Origin of the sequence: Mesobacillus boroniphilus (assembly GCF_018424685.1) — a bacterium.
Lineage (GTDB): Bacteria > Bacillota > Bacilli > Bacillales > Cytobacillaceae > Mesobacillus > Mesobacillus boroniphilus_A.
The window spans coordinates 382,741-400,843 of record NZ_QTKX01000002.1 but is presented as its reverse complement, the minus strand read 5'-3'; the positions used below and the strand labels follow the sequence as shown (position 1 = coordinate 400,843).

13 protein-coding genes are annotated in these 18,103 nt (G+C 43.3%); 3 read left to right on the top strand and 10 right to left on the bottom strand.

The annotated features are described in order from the left end of the window. The 9 genes from DYI25_RS14910 to DYI25_RS14870 all read right to left on the bottom strand — a co-directional run bounded on the left by DYI25_RS14910 (nucleotide 1) and on the right by DYI25_RS14870 (nucleotide 8,347). A complete protein-coding gene (locus tag DYI25_RS14910; RefSeq protein WP_213370263.1) occupies nucleotides 1-1,020 on the bottom strand; it encodes a zinc-binding alcohol dehydrogenase family protein in 1,020 nt (339 codons plus the stop codon). An 11-nt stretch (nucleotides 1,021-1,031) separates the two neighbouring features. Then, nucleotides 1,032-2,306, bottom strand: a complete 1,275-nt coding sequence (locus DYI25_RS14905; RefSeq protein WP_213371234.1) for a TRAP transporter large permease — start codon at nucleotides 2,304-2,306, stop codon at nucleotides 1,032-1,034. Then, nucleotides 2,303-2,794 carry a TRAP transporter small permease gene (locus tag DYI25_RS14900; protein WP_213370261.1) on the bottom strand — a complete coding sequence of 164 codons (492 nt, stop codon included), beginning with the start codon at nucleotides 2,792-2,794 and terminating at the stop codon, nucleotides 2,303-2,305. The genes DYI25_RS14905 and DYI25_RS14900 overlap by 4 nt, the downstream gene beginning before the upstream one ends. Nucleotides 2,795-2,861: 67 nt before the next feature. Then, nucleotides 2,862-3,866 carry a TRAP transporter substrate-binding protein gene (locus DYI25_RS14895; RefSeq protein ID WP_213370259.1) on the bottom strand — a complete coding sequence of 335 codons (1,005 nt, stop codon included), beginning with the start codon at nucleotides 3,864-3,866 and terminating at the stop codon, nucleotides 2,862-2,864. Nucleotides 3,867-3,897: 31 nt separating this feature from the next. Beyond that, entirely contained in the window at nucleotides 3,898-4,908 is a 1,011-nt protein-coding gene (gene allD, locus DYI25_RS14890) for an ureidoglycolate dehydrogenase (RefSeq protein WP_213370257.1), read from the bottom strand. 12 nt (nucleotides 4,909-4,920) lie between these two features. After that, entirely contained in the window at nucleotides 4,921-5,466 is a 546-nt protein-coding gene (hxlB, locus tag DYI25_RS14885; protein WP_213370255.1) for a 6-phospho-3-hexuloisomerase, read from the bottom strand. Between the two features lie 15 nt (nucleotides 5,467-5,481). Then, complete coding sequence (locus DYI25_RS14880) at nucleotides 5,482-6,438, bottom strand: sugar kinase (RefSeq protein WP_213370253.1); 957 nt, start codon at nucleotides 6,436-6,438, stop codon at nucleotides 5,482-5,484. Next, on the bottom strand, nucleotides 6,428-7,462 hold the full coding sequence (locus DYI25_RS14875; protein WP_213370251.1) for a LacI family DNA-binding transcriptional regulator: 1,035 nt from the start codon (nucleotides 7,460-7,462) through the stop codon (nucleotides 6,428-6,430). Before DYI25_RS14875 ends, DYI25_RS14880 begins: the two co-directional genes overlap by 11 nt. A 180-nt stretch (nucleotides 7,463-7,642) precedes the next feature. Continuing rightward, nucleotides 7,643-8,347: an N-acetylmuramoyl-L-alanine amidase gene (locus DYI25_RS14870; RefSeq protein ID WP_249745465.1), complete on the bottom strand. Its 705-nt coding sequence runs from the start codon at nucleotides 8,345-8,347 to the stop codon at nucleotides 7,643-7,645. A 457-nt stretch (nucleotides 8,348-8,804) separates the two neighbouring features. Here DYI25_RS14870 and DYI25_RS14865 point away from each other — a divergent pair, with 457 nt between their 5' ends. Both DYI25_RS14865 and DYI25_RS14860 read left to right on the top strand, forming a co-directional pair. Beyond that, a complete protein-coding gene (locus DYI25_RS14865) occupies nucleotides 8,805-12,176 on the top strand; it encodes an Ig-like domain-containing protein (protein ID WP_213370249.1) in 3,372 nt (1,123 codons plus the stop codon). Between the two features lie 139 nt (nucleotides 12,177-12,315). Next, complete coding sequence (locus DYI25_RS14860; RefSeq protein WP_213370247.1) at nucleotides 12,316-13,626, top strand: hypothetical protein; 1,311 nt, start codon at nucleotides 12,316-12,318, stop codon at nucleotides 13,624-13,626. Between the two features lie 178 nt (nucleotides 13,627-13,804). On the opposite strand, the gene DYI25_RS14855 is transcribed toward DYI25_RS14860, so the two are convergent. Continuing rightward, nucleotides 13,805-14,527, bottom strand: coding sequence for a GDSL-type esterase/lipase family protein (locus tag DYI25_RS14855; protein WP_213370245.1), 723 nt, complete (start codon nucleotides 14,525-14,527; stop codon nucleotides 13,805-13,807). Between the two features lie 271 nt (nucleotides 14,528-14,798). Here DYI25_RS14855 and DYI25_RS22465 point away from each other — a divergent pair, with 271 nt between their 5' ends. Then, nucleotides 14,799-17,786: a hypothetical protein gene (locus tag DYI25_RS22465; protein WP_249745464.1), complete on the top strand. Its 2,988-nt coding sequence runs from the start codon at nucleotides 14,799-14,801 to the stop codon at nucleotides 17,784-17,786. Nucleotides 17,787-18,103: the final 317 nt, after the last annotated feature.

The following is an 18,103-nucleotide window of genomic DNA, read 5'->3' as shown; positions in this document are numbered from 1 at the left end:
CTAATCAAAAACAATAACTGCTTTCCGGACTTCACCCGGATTCTTTTCGACAAATGTAAAAGCTTCCTTTACCTGCTCAAGCGGGAACTGGTGGGTGATAAAACCATTTCCCTTCAGTTTTCTTTCATTAAGTAAAGAGACGACCTTGCCAAACTGATTCGTCTGCAGACGAGAGCCGACAATCGTAACTTCCTTTTTTGTGATCGGCAGCTGAGGAATCTGTGATGGGCGCTCATCAAAACCGAGCACTACAACTGTTCCTGCTGGAGAAACGACGCTTACTCCCAATTCAACAGTCGATGGCAGACAAACAGCGTCAATTACTACATTCGGTCCTTCACCATCCGTAAGCTCCAACACCTTTTCTTCAACAGATACTTCACGAGCATTGATGACTTCATCCGCTCCATTTTCCTTCGCGAATGCCAATCTCTCTTCTTCTAGATCCGTCATGATAACCTTTGCACCCTGCAGCTTTGCCATTTTTAAAATACAGATTCCAATCGGGCCCGAGCCCTGAATCAATACTGTATCTCCTTCTTCAACACCGCCGCGCCAAACAGCTTGTGCACCAATCGTGAATGGCTCGGCTAAAACGGCTTCATCCCAATCAAGGGATGGATCGACTACATGAAGCTGCTTTTCAGGCAGCACGAAGGATTCTCGCATTCCGCCATCCTCGTGGACACCAAAAACGGACAATGACTTGCACACATTCGGCCGGCCTTTGCGGCAGGCGTAGCACTCGCCGCAGTAGCGAATCGGTTCGACAACCACATGGTCTCCCGGTTTTACATTTTGAACAGCAGAGCCCACTTCAACCACTTCCCCGGCAACTTCATGGCCAGGGATTCGCGGATAAGTGGCAAGCGGATTCGTGCCATGGTAGATATGCATATCGGATCCGCAAATACCAACGCGCTTTACTTTTACAAGAACATCTTCCGGATTCTTAATAGCGGGCTGTTCTAAATCTTGAATTACGAGTTCCATTGCTTGAGGAATTTGGACTGCCTTCATTTTAAAACCACCTATTCAAATAAACTTGGTAAATAAAGTGATACTTGGGGAACAAACGCTACCAGCATCAAGACAACCAGGCTGACTCCGATGAATGGTACAAGTTCCCTTGCTGCCTTTCCGATCGGCACCTTACCGATCTGGGAGGCCACAAACAGGCACACACCTACTGGCGGTGTAACCAGGCCAATGACCAGGTTAAGAACCATCATGACGCCGAATTGGACTGGATCCATTCCAACCTGTGCAGCGACCGGCATTAATACAGGGAACAAAATAACAAGCGCAGCAATCGTTTCCATGAACGTACCTACGAACAATAGCAGCAGGTTAATTAACAAGATTACGACGATTGGATTTTCAGAGATTCCTAAAATCGCGTCTGCGACCAACTGTGGAATCTGTTCACTGACCATGATCCATCCAAACAGGTTAGCAAACCCTACCAAAAGCATGATCGATGCTGTCGTTGTCATGGAGGATAGCATGATGCCCGGAATCTTTTTGATCGGCAATTCTTTATAAACAAAAATTCCGATTACAAGAGCGTAGATTACCGCTATAATGGAAGCTTCTGTCGGCGTGAAATAACCGCCCAGAATACCCCATAAAATGATGATTGTCATGAATAGTGCCCAGAACGAACCCATGAAACTTTCAAAAATGACTTTTAAGGATTTTCTTTCGCCTTTTGGGTAGTTCCGCTTAACTGAAATGATGTAAGTAGGAATCATCAATCCGATTCCAAGCATTAGCCCGGGAAGAGCGCCTGCTAAAAATAAATCTCCAATAGATACAGAAGCTAATGTACCTACAATAATCATCGGCAGGGACGGAGGGATGATTGGGCCCACTGTGGATGAAGAAGCAGTGACTGCCGCCGAAAACCCGGCTCCATAGCCTTCCTTTTTCATTGCTGGTATCAGGATGGCACCAATACTGGCCGTATCCGCCAGTGCAGTTCCGGAAATCCCCGCAAAGCCCATAGAAGAGCCAACATTCGCCAAACCCAATCCGCCACGGATATGTCCGAAGAGGTTATTCGCGAACTTGATAATCCGGTCAGTGATCCCGCCGGCGTTCATCAGGTTACCCGCAAGGATAAATCCTGGAATACAAAGCAAAACAAAGGAATTTAGTCCGGCAAACATTTTTTGAGGAATGATGGTTAGAGGAATATCTGCCAGGAACAAATAGACCAAGGAAGACAAACCGAGGCTAAAAGCAACCGGCACGCCCAAAAAGATAAGCACTATGAATGAAATGAATAAAACGGCTGCCATTATAACTCTCCTCCATCGATGTCTGACTTGAAGTCTTCTTCGTTACGAATCAACTTAACGATTTTTACAATAGAATAAAACGCTAAAAGCACTGACATAATCAAGATTGCCGCATGGATGACAGACATTTTGAACGGCATTGTCGCTGAAGTCTGTGTACCGACCAGTGTAAAATCATATCCTGTCTTGATCATCACGCCGAATAGCACGATCAACACAACGTAAATCACGATTTCGTAAATACGTCTGAAATTATGAGACATTCTCGAAATGAGCATGTCGACATTGATATATTCTCCACGGATCAATGCAAGCGGAGCACCAAAGCAAATGGCATAAATGAATAAGTATCGTGTCAGTTCTTCAGTCCAGATTGCATTATAAGGAAGGTATCTGGACATGATTTGGATCGTCACGACTGTAATGACTCCAGCAAAGCTGACAACAGTTAAGATAGACAGCAGCATATCCAGCCATTTACGAATTTTCATAGTTTCATTCCTTTCTTAAAGGAAAGGCACAGCCGGCCATGGCGGCCGGACAGTGCCTTAATCAGGATTACTTAGTTTCAAGAATCTTTTCGTATAGTTCAAACTGTTCTGGCTTCAGGTTTGCTTTGATTGCAGGAATCATTGCTTCACGGAATGCATCCTGATCAACATCGACAAACTTCATGCCTTCTTCTTCAAGGTCTTTTTCGATTTGAGAGATTTCTTTGTCATATAACTCTGAACCGTATGCTTGTGCTTCAGCAGCCGCTGCCTTAACAGCTTCCTTCTGCTCATCATTCAATGCGTCGAACTGCTTGTTACCAACTAGGATATAGATCCAAGAATAAACGTGCTCAGTACGGTTTACATAGTCCTGAACTTCATAGAATGCAGCGCTCTTGATCAAATCAACCGGGTTTTCCTGACCATCAATTACGCCTTGCTGAAGACCAGTAAACACTTCATTGAAATCCATTACCTGTGGCTTAGCGCCAGCAGCTTCCCAAACCTTGAGGAACAATGGAACGTTCGGTACACGCATGCTGAAACCTTTTAGATCTTCTGGAGATGTGATTTCTTTGTTAGAAGTCAGGTTACGCGGTGCGCGAGTGTGATAGTACAAAGGTGTCAAACCAGCTTTTTCAGTGATTTCTGCTTCAATTTCCTCACCGATTTCACCTTCGACAACTGTCTTAACATGATCCAAATCACGGAATGCATAAGGAACAGCCATTAAAGCCGCTTTAGGAGCCCAGTTTTGCAGGGTCTCACCAGAGATTACCATGTCTGCAGTTCCAGATTGGATAGCGTTGATTGTATCTGTTTCCCCGCCAAGTGAGTTGTTAGGATAGATTGTGATATCGATGCTGCCGTCTGTTTTTTCCTCAACAAGCTCCTCGAATTTTTGCGCAGTTTTGTGCCAGATGTGATTCTCATCAGCAAGGTGGCCAAACTTCCACTTGATTACTTCCCCTTTGCTCTCGCCGCCTGCTTTTTCAGAATCCCCTGAGCCACATGCAGTTAAAAGAAGTGATGCTGCCAAAATACCTGATAAAAACTTTGCTTTCTTCATGAAAAATTTCCTCCCCTTTGTACTTAATGATTTATTTTTTTAAAAATTGATACACAGTAGAAGCAATGGTAATCCCATTTTCAAGGTTTCTTTCTTCATTCATCTGCTCGATCTCACCAGGCACGAAAACTTGAGAAAAACCAGGTGCTGGTGGTGCCTGACGAATTTCATCCATCATTTGGTCCATGTTTTCAAGGAATGCATCCGCATCTGTGAAAAATGCTGGATTGATGGCGCAGAAGTAATGGCCGAGCTTGCGCTTCTTATCCAGGTCGCCGTACATCTTGGTAATATGAGGACCGAATGCTGCTCCTGCAAGCAAACCAGAGAAGATATCCACAATCATCGATAGTCCATATCCTTTAGGACCGCCAAATGTTTGAAGTGCTACAACCTTTCCAGGATCCGTCACGGTTTCGCCATTCTCGTCAACACCCCAGCCAGGAGGAATCTCCTTGCCTTCTTCCTTGTATTGAAGGATTTTGCCCAGCGCTACATTGGAAGTGGCCATATCCAGAATGAACGGCTTGCTTGTTTTTGCAGGCACTCCATAGGCGATTGGGTTCGTCCCGAGGAACGCTTCCTTTCCTCCAAACGGAACGACGATTTTATCCGTGTGGGTCATCGCGATCCCAATCAGGTTTTGCTCAGCAGCTTCCTGGACAAAGTAGCTCAGCGCGCCGCAGTGGCTGCTGTTAATCGCAGTCACCATGCCGATGCCATTTTCCTTCGCCATTTCGATTGCCTGTTTCATCGCGACATCGGCTATCACATGGCCAAAACCATCATCACCATCGACTACGCCTGTTACAGGTCCTGTTTTATTGAATTGAATGTTCGCGTTTGGGTTGATTCCTCCAGCGTTCAAACGGTTCACGTAATGCTCTGTGCGCAAAACACCGTGTGAGTTAACATTTCGCAGGTCGGCGTGGACCAGGATTTCCGCTACTTTCTCTGCATGCTCCTTGTTCAGTCCAGCTTCGGTAAGTTTTTTTACAACTAACTCTTTCGCTTCTTGATGCGCAATGGTTACTGTTGACACTCCTTCTCCCCCCTATTCCAGATTGGAATGTTTCTTTCTCAATTCTTCGTTCGTTTTGCCTTCTGCCAGGCTATCAATGATTGCCGCGTCCATGACCAGATGAGCTGCCTGGTCGAACTGATTCCCAAGCGGCTGGATCGTTTCCGGTTCACCCACAAGGCGATACTTCGTTGCGGCCGGGATCCTCATCCCACCTGACATAAATGGCAGCTGGAGCGCTTCCTCATTTGTCGTGATCATGAATACTGTTGCTCCGGCGCGATGGGCGCTTTCGGAGATATTCAACGCTTGAGCCGTTTTGCCTGAGCCTGAAAGGACTATTAAAATATCTTTCTCCTTAATCGCCGGAGTTGTCGTTTCCCCTACAACATATACCGTCTTTCCGCTGTGCATCAGCCTCATGGCGATAGCTTTGGCTACAAATCCCGAACGACCTTCTCCTGTGAAAAAGAAGCGCCTGTCTGCTTTCAAAAGCTGAACAAAGGAATCGTACTCTTCTGCATTCACCTTCATGCAGACATTCTGCATTTCTTCTAAAACAGTTCCGATTGTACTCATGGCGCCCTCCTACTGTCAGCGCTCAATGATGGATTCATTGTTGATAAAAGCGCTTACTTCTTCGAGGTAAGGAAGACCTTCATTATCACCTGATACCGTGGTGACAAGGGCCCCGACTCCATTTGCAAACCTGAGAAGCTGCGCTGGTGTGAAACCATTGAGCCATCCGTATACATAGCCGGCATCAAAACCATCCCCCGCTCCTACCGTATCGATTGGATTCACGCTGAAGCCAGGTGCTTCAACCCAATTCCCTTCCCGGTAAAGCCGGGAGCCGTTTGCTCCATCTTTAATCACAAGGTCTTGGATTCCATATTGATCCGCAAACTTTCCAAGGTCCTCTGCTGAATCCTTGCCAATGATCAGACGGATTTCATCCAGGCCAGTAAGGAGAATATCGACATAAGGGAATATTTCGTTGTAAGCATTACGCGCTTCTTCAATTGTCCAAAGCTTCAGCCTGATATTCGGATCGAATGAGACCGGGATTCCTTTGTCCTTGGCAATCTCGATCATCTTTTTAACAACCTTAAGGTTATTAGGATCAATTGCCATGAACACTCCCGTCAGGTGCAGCAAGTCTACTTCTTCAAACCATTCATCTTTTACTTTTTCTGGTGTCATGGTCGTAATTGGTGAGTGATAGCGGTAATAAAAAGTTTTACCTGATCCGTCACCATTGATTTCTTTAAAATTCAAGGATGTCGGATAGCCTTCCACCAGCTTTACTTCCGAGACATCAACACCTTCTCCGCGAGTGAAGTTATAGATCACCCTGCCGAACTCATCCTTGCCGAGCCTGCTGATCCACTTGCTCCCCAACCCAAGACGGGCACAGCCAATAGCAAAGTTCAGCTCAGCTCCGCCGACCTTTCGGTTAAAGCTTTCTACAAAGCGCAGGGGACCTTGCACTGATGGATTGAAGGTAATCATCGCGTCTCCAACCGTCATGACTTTAAATCTATCTGGCATTGTTCTTCTCTCCCAACACTTGTACAGATTCCCGCTCTATCAATACAGGGTCGTACCTTCTAATATCATATGAATCTTCCAATTTCCCCTCTGTGATAAGGTTGAACAACGTTTCAGCTGCATCCTTGCCAATTTGGAAGGTTGGCTGTTTTATCGCTGAAATCGGGGTAGCGGCAATTTCGAGAAAATCGGAATCATCTACCGCGATAACGCTTACATCTTCGCCGATTTGAAGCTTCTTTTTTCTTAAAAACTTTAGCAATTCAATCAAGGAAAGATCGTTTGTAGCGAAAAATGCTTCCGGCCTGTCTTCCTGCTCCCAAATCTCTTGAAGTGCTGGGCCAATCTCTTTAGGATTTGCTGTCGTGATCCAGCTGTCATTCGGAGTAATACCGTTTTCAGCAAGCGTTTTCTTGAAGCCGGTAATACGCTCCACCCTCGGGGAAACCTTCTGGGTGATGGACATTGATACAGCACCGATTTTATTGTGGCCTTTTTTCAGGAGCTCCCTTACCGCAATCTCTGCTGCCCTTTCATTGTTCAGCATCAAGGTCGGATAAATTGGCTGCTCCACTTTCCTGTCGACGAATACAACCGGAAAATTTGAACGCTTTAACTCTTCGTATAAACACATATTGTCAGCAGTCGGGAAAATAATTAGACCATCCACTTGCTTTGCTAAGAGCATGTTAATATAAGCACGCTCTTTTTCCGGGTTATCATCTGCATTGCAGACGAACATATGAAACTGGCTTAATTCACAAGCATCCTCAATCGCCCGAATAATCTCCGTCGAAAATGTATGGAGGATATTCGCCACGATGACTCCAATGGTCGATGACTTTTTCTGCTTCAAGCTCTTCGCGACAAAATTCGGTATGTACCCAAGCTCGCGAATCGCTTCCTGAATACGAATCCTTGTCGACTCCGCCATAAATTCATATCGATTATTTATGTACTGAGAAACCGTGCTTTTAGAAACGCCCGCCTTTTCAGCAACATCCTGCATGGTTATTTTTTTCATAGGAATCCCTTCTTTAAAACCTCTAAACCGATTTAGTAAAACGATTTAGTAAACCGGTTTAGTGACAGTATAAATGAAACCCCTTTCAAAAATCAATTGTTTTTTCTAAAAATTTTAAATTTACATTTTCTAAATAAAAAAGAACAGCTATAAGTAGCTGCTCTCTTAATCACCTTTCAACTAATTTCGGGTGATAACAGACACCACCCGAGACCAGTCGAACAGACTTCCGGGATCCGTTTTTCTTTCTGGTGCGTATTCGTCGTGGCCAATGATATGATCTCTATCTTTTTTAATATTTCTATTCCGGGCTACGATGTCATCAAGCAATAGATTAAGTGCATCATATTGTGCATCTGTGTATCCGATATGTTCCTGCGGAATTTTTTTGTAGTCCTCGGTCGACATCATTGTCGCCATTTCCTCTCCAGTCCCGATTGCCATCAGCTCTATGCCGATAGAATACCTGTTTAAATGGTCTGCATAATCAGGAAAATCCGCAAGGTCCCCTTTCCCGGCATGACGGGCCGCCCTGGTTTCAGGAAGCATATAGTAGATTTGTCCATTGCGGTCAATCATATAATGAGGCGAAACGTCATATTCATCAAAAACTTTGCGTATTTCCTCATAGACATATGGGTTCTCCGGATTTCCCACAGCATTACTGGAAAAATGAAGCACGACATGCGTCTTCACATCACTTCGCGGCACGAAATTCAGGCGCGGCATAAAATCCTTGATCACTGGAATCTGAACCCCAGCTTGGACAACCTTTGGCTTTTCCACTTCAGCCTTGGCAACTGCCTCCTCCTCAATTGAAGCAGAGCAGCCACCTGCCATTAACAGTAATAAGAGCATAGTCCACTTCATCAATCCTTTAACCATTCTAATCCCCCAGCATCCTTAACTCTCTAATATTTATGTATTATTACTAATTCGAGGTAATTTTATATAATCCTTTTGAAGCAGGATTTCCTATTTATTTATATGGAAGTTCTTTTAACCTATTAAATTGATAAAAATTACCCACCTTCTTCTAATAGTCATTTATATAGCTGGCAATATACTGTAAAAGAAGCAGCAAATTCACTTTTTTTAAAAGGAATCAGGAGAACAGACCTATGCTAAAAAAAGTTTAGGGACCACTCTCCTCTCTCTTTTCGGCAATTTCTTCCAACTTATTTCCATTTTCTCAAAAACCTGTCGATTTTTCACTATTAAGATGGTAATCTATTTATGACTAATTTAAAAAGGAGTGAACAACATTAACATCAAGATTACTAAACTTCTGTTGTTTGTTACGATGTTTACCGTTCTATTAAATTTTAATAGTGGTAATCACATGGCAAACGCAGCCACTCTTCCTGCTAAAGGATATATGGACGCTCCGGCGGATCTTTCTACTGTTAAAGGGGATTTGGCGGTTAGCGGCTGGTTCCTTGACGGAAGCGGTGTCGCAAAAATAGAAGTGATGGTAGATGGTAAGGTCATTGGACAAGCGCAATATGGTCTTGAACGCCTCGATGTTCAAAAAGCCCATCCTGCTTATAAGAATCCGAACTCGGGTTTTAGGTATGTATTGGATACAAGAAAACTGACCAACGGCAACCATTCACTTACAGTCCGCGCGACTGGCAAAAATGGTGTGGTCACTGCACTTCCAGGCAGGACGGTGAATGTTCAGAATCTGCCGGCCAAGGGTTCTATGGACGCCCCGGCAAATGGTGCGACTCTTAAAGGGGAAATCCCTGTCAAGGGTTGGTTCTTGAACGGAAGCGGCGTGGCAAAAATCGAGGTTTTAATCGATGGAAAGATCATGGGACAAGCAGAGTATGGACTATCACGTGCCGACGTACATAGAGCGTACCCGGAATATGAAAATGCAAACTCTGGCTATCTTTATAACCTAAACACCAGGAATTTAGTCAATGGAACTCACTCATTAGCCGTTCGTGCGACCGCTTTGAACGGAACCACGACAACAATCAAAACCATCAAAGTAAATGTCCAGAACCCAGTTTTATCACCGAGAGGTTCCCTGGACAAACCCGCAAATAATTCAATTATTAAAGGGGATATTCCCGTCAGCGGCTGGTTCCTGGATGGTGATGGAGTGGCGAGAATTGAAGTACTGTTTGATGGGAAACTCATCGGAAATGCTGAGTACGGCAAATCGCGTCTCGACGTGCATAAAGCCTACCCAGATTACGAGAATGCTAACTCTGGATTTTTATATACTCTTAACTCAAAAAATTACAGTAATGGTACTCACTCGTTAACCGTTCGAGGTGTAAGCATGGACGGGACCATTACAAATATCAAAACGGTCACAGTTAATATCCAGAATCCAAACTTATCACCAAGAGGATCTTTGGATAAGCCAGCGAACAATTCAACCGTTAAGGGAGATATTCCTGTAAGCGGCTGGTTCCTCGATGGGAACGGCGTGGCGAGGGTTGAAGTTTTGGCGGATGGAAAAATCATCGGGAATGCCGAATACGGCATTGAGCGGCTCGATGTACTAAAAGCTTACCCTGACTATGAAAATTCTAATTCCGGATTTTCATATACTCTAAACACCAAGAAATTTGCGAATGGAGTTCACACACTTTCCGTTCGCGGGGTGAATTCAGCGGGAACGATAACAAATATTAAAACGGTTTCCATGGATATTCAGAATCCTCAGCTTATAACAAGAGGATCGGTGGACGAGCCGGCAAACAATTCCATCATTAAAGGCGAAACAGTTATCCGCGGCTGGGCACTGGATGGCAGCGGTATTGCCAAAGTGGAAGCCTTGCTGGACGGAAAGCCAGTTGGACAAGCAGAGTATGGCCTTGAGCGTCTCGATGTTCTCAATTCTTATCCAGAATATGAAAATGCGAACTCTGGGTATCTATTACACTTGGACACAACCAGCTTTTACAATGGCTTTCATACGCTGACAGTCCAGGTAACGAACTCAAACGGCGAGGTAAAAGAACTCAAAACGATTGACGTATATGTACAAAATGCCATCGCGCCAAAAGCATCGATTGATACTCCAGCGATCAACGCTGTGATCTCGGGTGATACGACTGTTCGCGGCTGGGCACTGGATGGCCTTGGAGTGTCAAAGCTTGAAATTTTAGCTGATGGAAAAGTGATGGGGCAAGCCCAGTATGGTCTTGAACGTCTTGACGTACTAAAAGCTTACCCTGAATACGGAAATACAAACTCTGGTTATTCATATACCCTGAATACAAAACTATTAAACAATGGAACACATACTATTTCATTACGATTGACAAATAGCGAGGGTACGTCAGCAGATGTGAAGTCGGTAACTGTCAATGTCCAAAATGAAGCTTTGCCAACAAAGGGCTCTATTGACAGCCCGTTGAACGGCACGACCATTAAAGACGATACACTGGTAAAAGGCTGGATTTTGGATGGAATCGGTGTGGACCGCGTTGAAATCCTGGTAGATGGGATCCTTAAAGGGAAAGCTGAGTATGGCCTCAGCCGCACAGATGTGTACAATAAGTACCCTGAATACAAGAATGCGAATTCCGGCTATCAATTCTTGCTGAACACGCGCACACTTACCGCTGGACAGCACAAGTTGACCATTAGGGTTACGAGAACAAATGGGACAACGTATTCACTCACTAACGATGTGACCGTGAATAACGGAAACCCTTATACTCTCGTTAACCTTAAAAAGCCAGCTAACATTACAGCTAGCGACATTGTCGATTTCTTTAATCGCAAAAGCCCTTACAGCCCGCTAAAGAATTTTGCCCAGGATTTCATCGATGCGCAGAACAAGTATGGAGTCAACGCTCAATACCTTGTGGCACACGCCATCTGGGAAACTGGCTGGGGCGGATCGGACCTGAGAAACTATAAACATAACCTGTATGGTTATGGCGCATATGATGTATGTCCATTTACATGCGGTTACTACTTCCCGTCAGGGTCGGCAAGCATTGACAAAGTAGCTTATCAGGTCCGCAAAGATTACCTGGAACCAACAGGAGCTTATTACTATGCAGAATATGGACCAACTCTTGTTGGCATGAATGTTAAATATGCGACTGACCAGAACTGGAAAAACGGCATCGCGAACCTGATGGAAAGCATCAAAACATATGATAAAAACTACTATTCCAGCAGATCTGAAGCCAGCAATTCCGGTGCCATCCCTCCTGTTTACGGAAGGGATATCCCCGATGGGCAAGCATATCCGACCCATACGGTCCTAAGCTTCCCGGGCGGAATCACGGCAAAGGTCAATATCGGAAGCCTGAACTTCAGGTCATTGCCTTATGTATCTTCATCCACATTAATCGGCACTCTCAGCCAAAATGCAGCGGTAGAAGTGCTTGGCTATAACACAGATGTAAGATACTCACCTGGCAGCACCGGAAGTTATGCATTCCGCTGGTACAGAGTAAGAGTCAACGGACAAAATGGATGGTTAAGCGGTGAATATATCGATATCGCCAACCTGCTTCAAGTCAATGCAGGCGGAAGCACATTGAATATTCGCAACAACCCATCAGCCACCAACACAACAGTGTTAACAAACGTAGCAGACGGAACCTTCCTGAAGATAGTCCTAAACAATGGAGTTCCGGTAACACAAGACGGTTGGTACAATGTTTACCTGCCAAACTCAACAGCAACAGGCTGGGTGTCCGGTGACTTCGTTAACCACATTCAGCACTAAAATGAAAAGCTGACTCAATCGAGTCAGCTTTTTTACGACAAAAGGATAGGTCTTTTGTACCATCTTATTAATAAAATAAAGAAAGTACATACATAGAAAAAAGCACCAGGTTTCCTGTGCTCTAGAGAGGTGTTCAGAGTTGAAAAAAATCAAGTTTCCTTTTAGTTATGTTTTGATTGGGATTATCATCATTCTTTCTATCTATATATCTTATGAAATCTACCCTTTCAAATCCACAGCTGACCGGGTTGCATTCATTACGGCGGTTGTTGGGGTGATCATTTCTTTCACCGCCTTCATCATTGCGATGAAGACGTATATCTCGATCGACAGCGTGAATGTCATCACCCAAATGGAAGGGAATGTTCTCGAGAATGAGAATTATGTAGCTTCCGTCACCAGTCTGCTGAAAGAATACGACATGCCCAACTCGAAGGATGCTGGTAAAGCCGTATTCGATAACCTGGAGAACAAGTTTGCGAGAGGCTCCAAGACGGCAAATGAATTTGCGAACAACCTTCAATATTTTATCGACCTGATTGTCTTCTTCCCTTATCTGTACAACACTGCGGATAAGCACAAAGATTATAATCTGGAGCGGATGGATAAAATCCTCAGCTTGATCGATAAACGACGTGATGCGCTCCTGTCGATCAGCATCGGTAACCTTACCTTGATTGAAGAAACCGTAAAACTGATCAGGTGTGTGATCAACTATCAGCAGCTTGTCCACACAAATGAGTACCAAATGACCTCAACCCTTCTTGAGGTCAGGGGGAACATGCTGAAAAATCCTGTAACGCAAATGGTTTACTATAATTACCTGGGGTTATTTTACAACAAAAAAGCGAATATGGTCCTGCGTAAAAAATTCGGAATTGAGAAGGTCGACTTTTTCAGCCTGGACGGTGCAAAGAAGGTTAAGCTCAGCATAAGTTTATTGACCAATGAAGAAGCAGAGCTGTTTATCATGTATCTGAATGAGGCAAAAAAAGCCTTCAAAAGGGCGATGGACAACAAAAATGACGACCTGATGTGGGAAGGCTTCATCAAGTTCAATGAAGCAAGAACCACGTACTTGCTTCAGCTTACTTTGGAAGATTACCAGGGCACCAAGTGGATCGATTTAATGAATGAAGCGGTTGTTGCTCGCAATAGATTGAACATCTTGATCGACGACATCCTTTATAAAGAAGAGCGGACACATTTGCAGGAAGCCTTCATTTATGAAAGCTATCTTGCCAGCCTTATTAAAATCAATCTGATGATTGCTGAGGAGATGGACATTACCGACCAATTCGACCGCAGCCGATATATCCACCCGCTTTATAACGGTCTGCAGGAAGACCCTTTGTTAAAAGAAAGCTATGGAGGCAAATTTGATAAAATCCAGCAATACCAGCAGCGAATCAAAGAATATGTAAAGGCCATGAATAATAAGGTTTCATAAAAACAGGAGAGCAGATAGGGCAAAATTGCCTGCTTTGCTCTCCTGTTCTATTTAGGGAGAGTTTCAGTAAGGGCATGGGATGGCGGTGGTTTTTCAGTATATACTTGAGCAAGAGAAAGGTACTTAGAACGCATTATTAGGTGAAAAAATACCCGGCTGCGGCAGCCGAGCATTTAGGTTATTCCAAATTTTCATCAATCGCTTTCCAAAACTCCATCGCTACTGTCTTATAGCCTTCTTCACTGAGATGGATGTCAGCTGGGTTTGGCAGATAGTCTTCATAATGTTTGGCGATAACTTTCTCTGTTGTGACAAAGGTATCACCGTTGACCTCGGAAACTTCTTCAATCACTTTGTTTAATTCCTTTAGCATTGGCATCAAGGAAGCTTGCTGCTCCTCAGGGTAGTATGGGAATGGGTTATAATAGCCCATTACATAGACATCAGCATCTGGGTTCAATTCATCTATTGTTTTTAAAATAAGGGATAAATTATTCTGCACCTTGCCCAAGGCCACCTGGACTAGCTCGAGATCATTTGTATACAATGCCTTTAATAAATCATTTGCGCCAATGTCCATTACGATGACCTCTGCATGTTGTATAGATTGCCGAACATCGTCCTTTGTCCTGACATCATTTAAAAGCTGCCATGAAAAATACCCTGGGACACCATGATTATCAAGTTCCCCAGTATATTGAGATTGTTCAAACCTTTCTTTTAAAAACTCCCCATATCCCTTCCCTTCTTTTTTATATGGTGTAGATCCCGCAGCTAAAGAATCTCCAAGGACTGTTAAATCTACCACCTTGTTTTCCTGTTTTGCGAAAACACCACCAGGCAAGCCGACCAATAAGGTTCCTGTAAGAAATAGACTGGCAATTTTTTTTGTATAAATCATAGTATCCCCCTTCACCCGTTCTCAATTAAGCACAAGATAATTTTAACAGATATTTTGGGTTAAAGATAGAAAATTCAGTTAACTAATGCTTGACATTTTTCTTAAGATTTCTTTTCTAGAAAACATTATTAAAATCAATAGTTTGTTATACATGCACTCTTTATTCCATACACTTCCACTAATTCCATCTTTTATTTAACTATGTACTACTTTAGCCGATATTAACAACGGGCTAGATAGCAAAAAAATTATTGAAAAGGTGGGATAGTGTTTGACCAGGTTTCTTAAGGTTTTATTTGTATTTATTTTAATTCTGTCGATTGTAACTCCCTACACTCAAGGAAAGAGTATGGCAGCAGAGCCTTTAAACGGGAGAATCAATCTGAGTTTTACACCAAATGACACAGTGATGGATCACAATGAACCAATACTGTATATGACAAAGCTTGGCAGCCAAACATTATATAGTGTTAATTTTTCAACGGGAGAAATCAAGACATTAATTTTGCCGTATCCTGCTGAAAGGCTGGATTTATTTGAAAACAAACTGTATGTTACACAACATAAAATGAGTCATGAGTATAGTACCGATAATCCGCTCTCAGGAGCCATTGCTGAGGTGGATACCCAATCCTTCACTCTTAGCAATGTGTTGGATATCAATGAAGATCCTTATGATATCGCAGTAGATTCAAATGGCTTTGTATATGTTTCACCAGGTTCCAATCAATGGGGAAACTTAAGGGTCTACTCCATGACGGAAAAAGCGGAAATAGCACAAGACCCGTTTAAAACAAGCATCTCTCATCGTTCGGATATCCGTTATAACCCTGCTACCTCAAAGATATACTCACTGGAAACAGATTCAAGTCCAGCAGACATTGAAGCCTTTGAAGTAGCTGGTGGTGTCATTAAAAACCACTACGATTCTCCTTATCATGGGGATTATGAGATGGAAGGAATGGCGGAATTCTCCCTTGATGGGTTGAATTTGTATGATGTCAGCGGAAATGTGTTTAATTTAGCACCTTTTAGATCCGGTGACATGGAGTTTAATTTTACCTTTGGCAAAAGATATAATGATTACACATTCAGCCCAGAACAAAATTTAACCTTTGCTGCAAGTACAACCAGAGGAATTGATGTTTATGAATACGGCACAAATGAATATTTATATGCCCTGCGAAAAGATCTTCATGTACAAGAACTTCATCTTCAAAACGGGTTGTTAGTAACAATCAATATAGATGACAATGGGCAGTATTTCATTGAAACAATGACTTCTGATACACAGCCGACTTCAGGTCTTCCTGAAATGCCTGGAGTTCCGGACCCTGCAGGCACGATAGATAATTTGGGCTTTACACCAATGGATACTGCTATTGATCCTATAAATCCTGTCGTCTATATGACCAGACCGGGTAGCAAAACAATTTATGCAGCGAACTATTCTACAGGGGAATTAAAGGCACTTGCTTTGCCTTACCCTGCAGAAAGACTAGAATTATATAATGGCAAATTGTATGTAACTCAGCATGAAATGAATCATGAATACAGTACAGAAGAACTCTTGGTTGGTGCGATTGCGGAAGTTGACACTGAAACTTTTGAAGCAGTCAAATTGATTGAGGTTGATACAGACCCATATGATATCGCAATCGATGGTTCAGGGAACATCTATATTGCACCAGGATCCAACCAGTGGGAGGATATGAAAGTTTATTCTTCCGTCACCGGCGGGGAGATTATTAACTCAGAAGGAAAGAATATTCGTGCATGGTCGTACATGTACTATAATCCTTCATTCTCAAAACTATACACGATAGATACAGATTCCAGCCCGCGAGATGTGTCAGCTTTTGAGGTTCAGAACGGAATTATTAAAAACCAATATGATTCTCCATACCATGGAGATTATGAATTAGATCCATCGGCCAAAATAACGCCTGACGGGCAAAGTATGTACAATACAAGCGGCGTGGTTTTCAACCTTGCCATGTATAATTCTGGCGATATGACTTACAGATTTGACCTTGGAACGAGGTATAAAGATTATGAGTTTAATATAGAGGAACAATTGACTTATGCTGCCAGACTCGATGGCGGAATTGATGTTTATTCTTATGATACAAATGAATATCTGTACTCCGTGGCGCAAGGTGTTAAAGCAGAACAGCTTCATTTTCAAAATGGACTAGTAGCTTTATTCACCGATAGTAACGGAAATGTCCAGTTAAACCAGGTGAATACAGATGAGCAGTACGTGCCAGGAACTGGTGATTCTGAAGACCCTGGCATTCCTGCCGACCCTACACCGGCTGAATTCTTGGAAGCTGTCTCAATTACCTATTATGATGACGGCGATGAAGATTACAATTATGAGAGTTTTTATGATGGAGTAGAGGATGTTCCAATAAATAGTTTCTTTGCACTTCTTTTTGACCAGGAGATTGTGGTGAATGACCCATCGGGAATCAGCATTGTCGGCCCTGATGGAACCATTGAAGTCGATAGCTCTGAGTATGAAGATGTACTTTACATCATTCCTCCTCTGCTTGCAGGGAATACAAAATACACGCTGCACATTAATAGCGATGCTATTTCGGGTTATGATGGCAGCCCTTTAGCAGAGGATTTGATCATTCAGTTTACCACTGGCCCTAACTGGGTTTATTACGGTGGGTATTGGTATTACTATAATCCTTTGATTGATGATTACGCTGCAGGTCTGAATAATATTGATGGAGAATGGTACCTCTTTAATAGCGATGGTGCAATGCAGACTGGATGGCAAAAAATCAATGGCCACTGGTATTATTTTGATGAAGAGGGAGTAATGGTTACAGGCTGGATAAAGTCAGGAAATACATGGTACTACCTTGATGCCCAAGGCATTATGAAAACTGGATGGATAAAATCCGGAACAAAGTGGTACTTCCTAGATCCAAGCGGAGCAATGAAAACTGGATGGGTGAAGTCAGGAACGAAGTGGTACTATCTTGAATCCAGCGGAGCGATGAAAACTGGATGGATAAAGTCCGGAACGAAGTGGTACTACCTTGAATCCAGCGGAGCAATGAAAACCGGATGGGTGAAGTCAGGAACAAAGTGGTACTTCCTCGAAGCAACCGGAGCGATGAAAACCGGATGGGTGTACACCGGAGGCAAATGGTATTATCTCTATAGCAGCGGTGCCATGGCCTACAACACAACCATTAACGGTTACAAACTAGGACCAGATGGAGCCTGGAGAAGGTAGATTGAAGAAAACAAGGAAGCATGGGGACGTACCCTATGCTTCCTTCTTATTGTTATAGAACAATATTAACTTACTGCTCTCAATGACCCATCAGCAAGTATTTATTTATTCATTCGGTCGTACCTCCTTCTTTAACGCATATCATGCTAATTCCTAATACAGCGGCCGGAAAAAGCGCCAATAATATAGAAGAGCCAATTCCTTTTCGAGCTTTAATCCTGGAATCAACCGCATAATTTAATGAGAAAAGCTGGTATTCAAGTTGATTTAATTTGGAGGAAATTGTTTTAATAGTTGTACTGGCATTCCTTACCTTA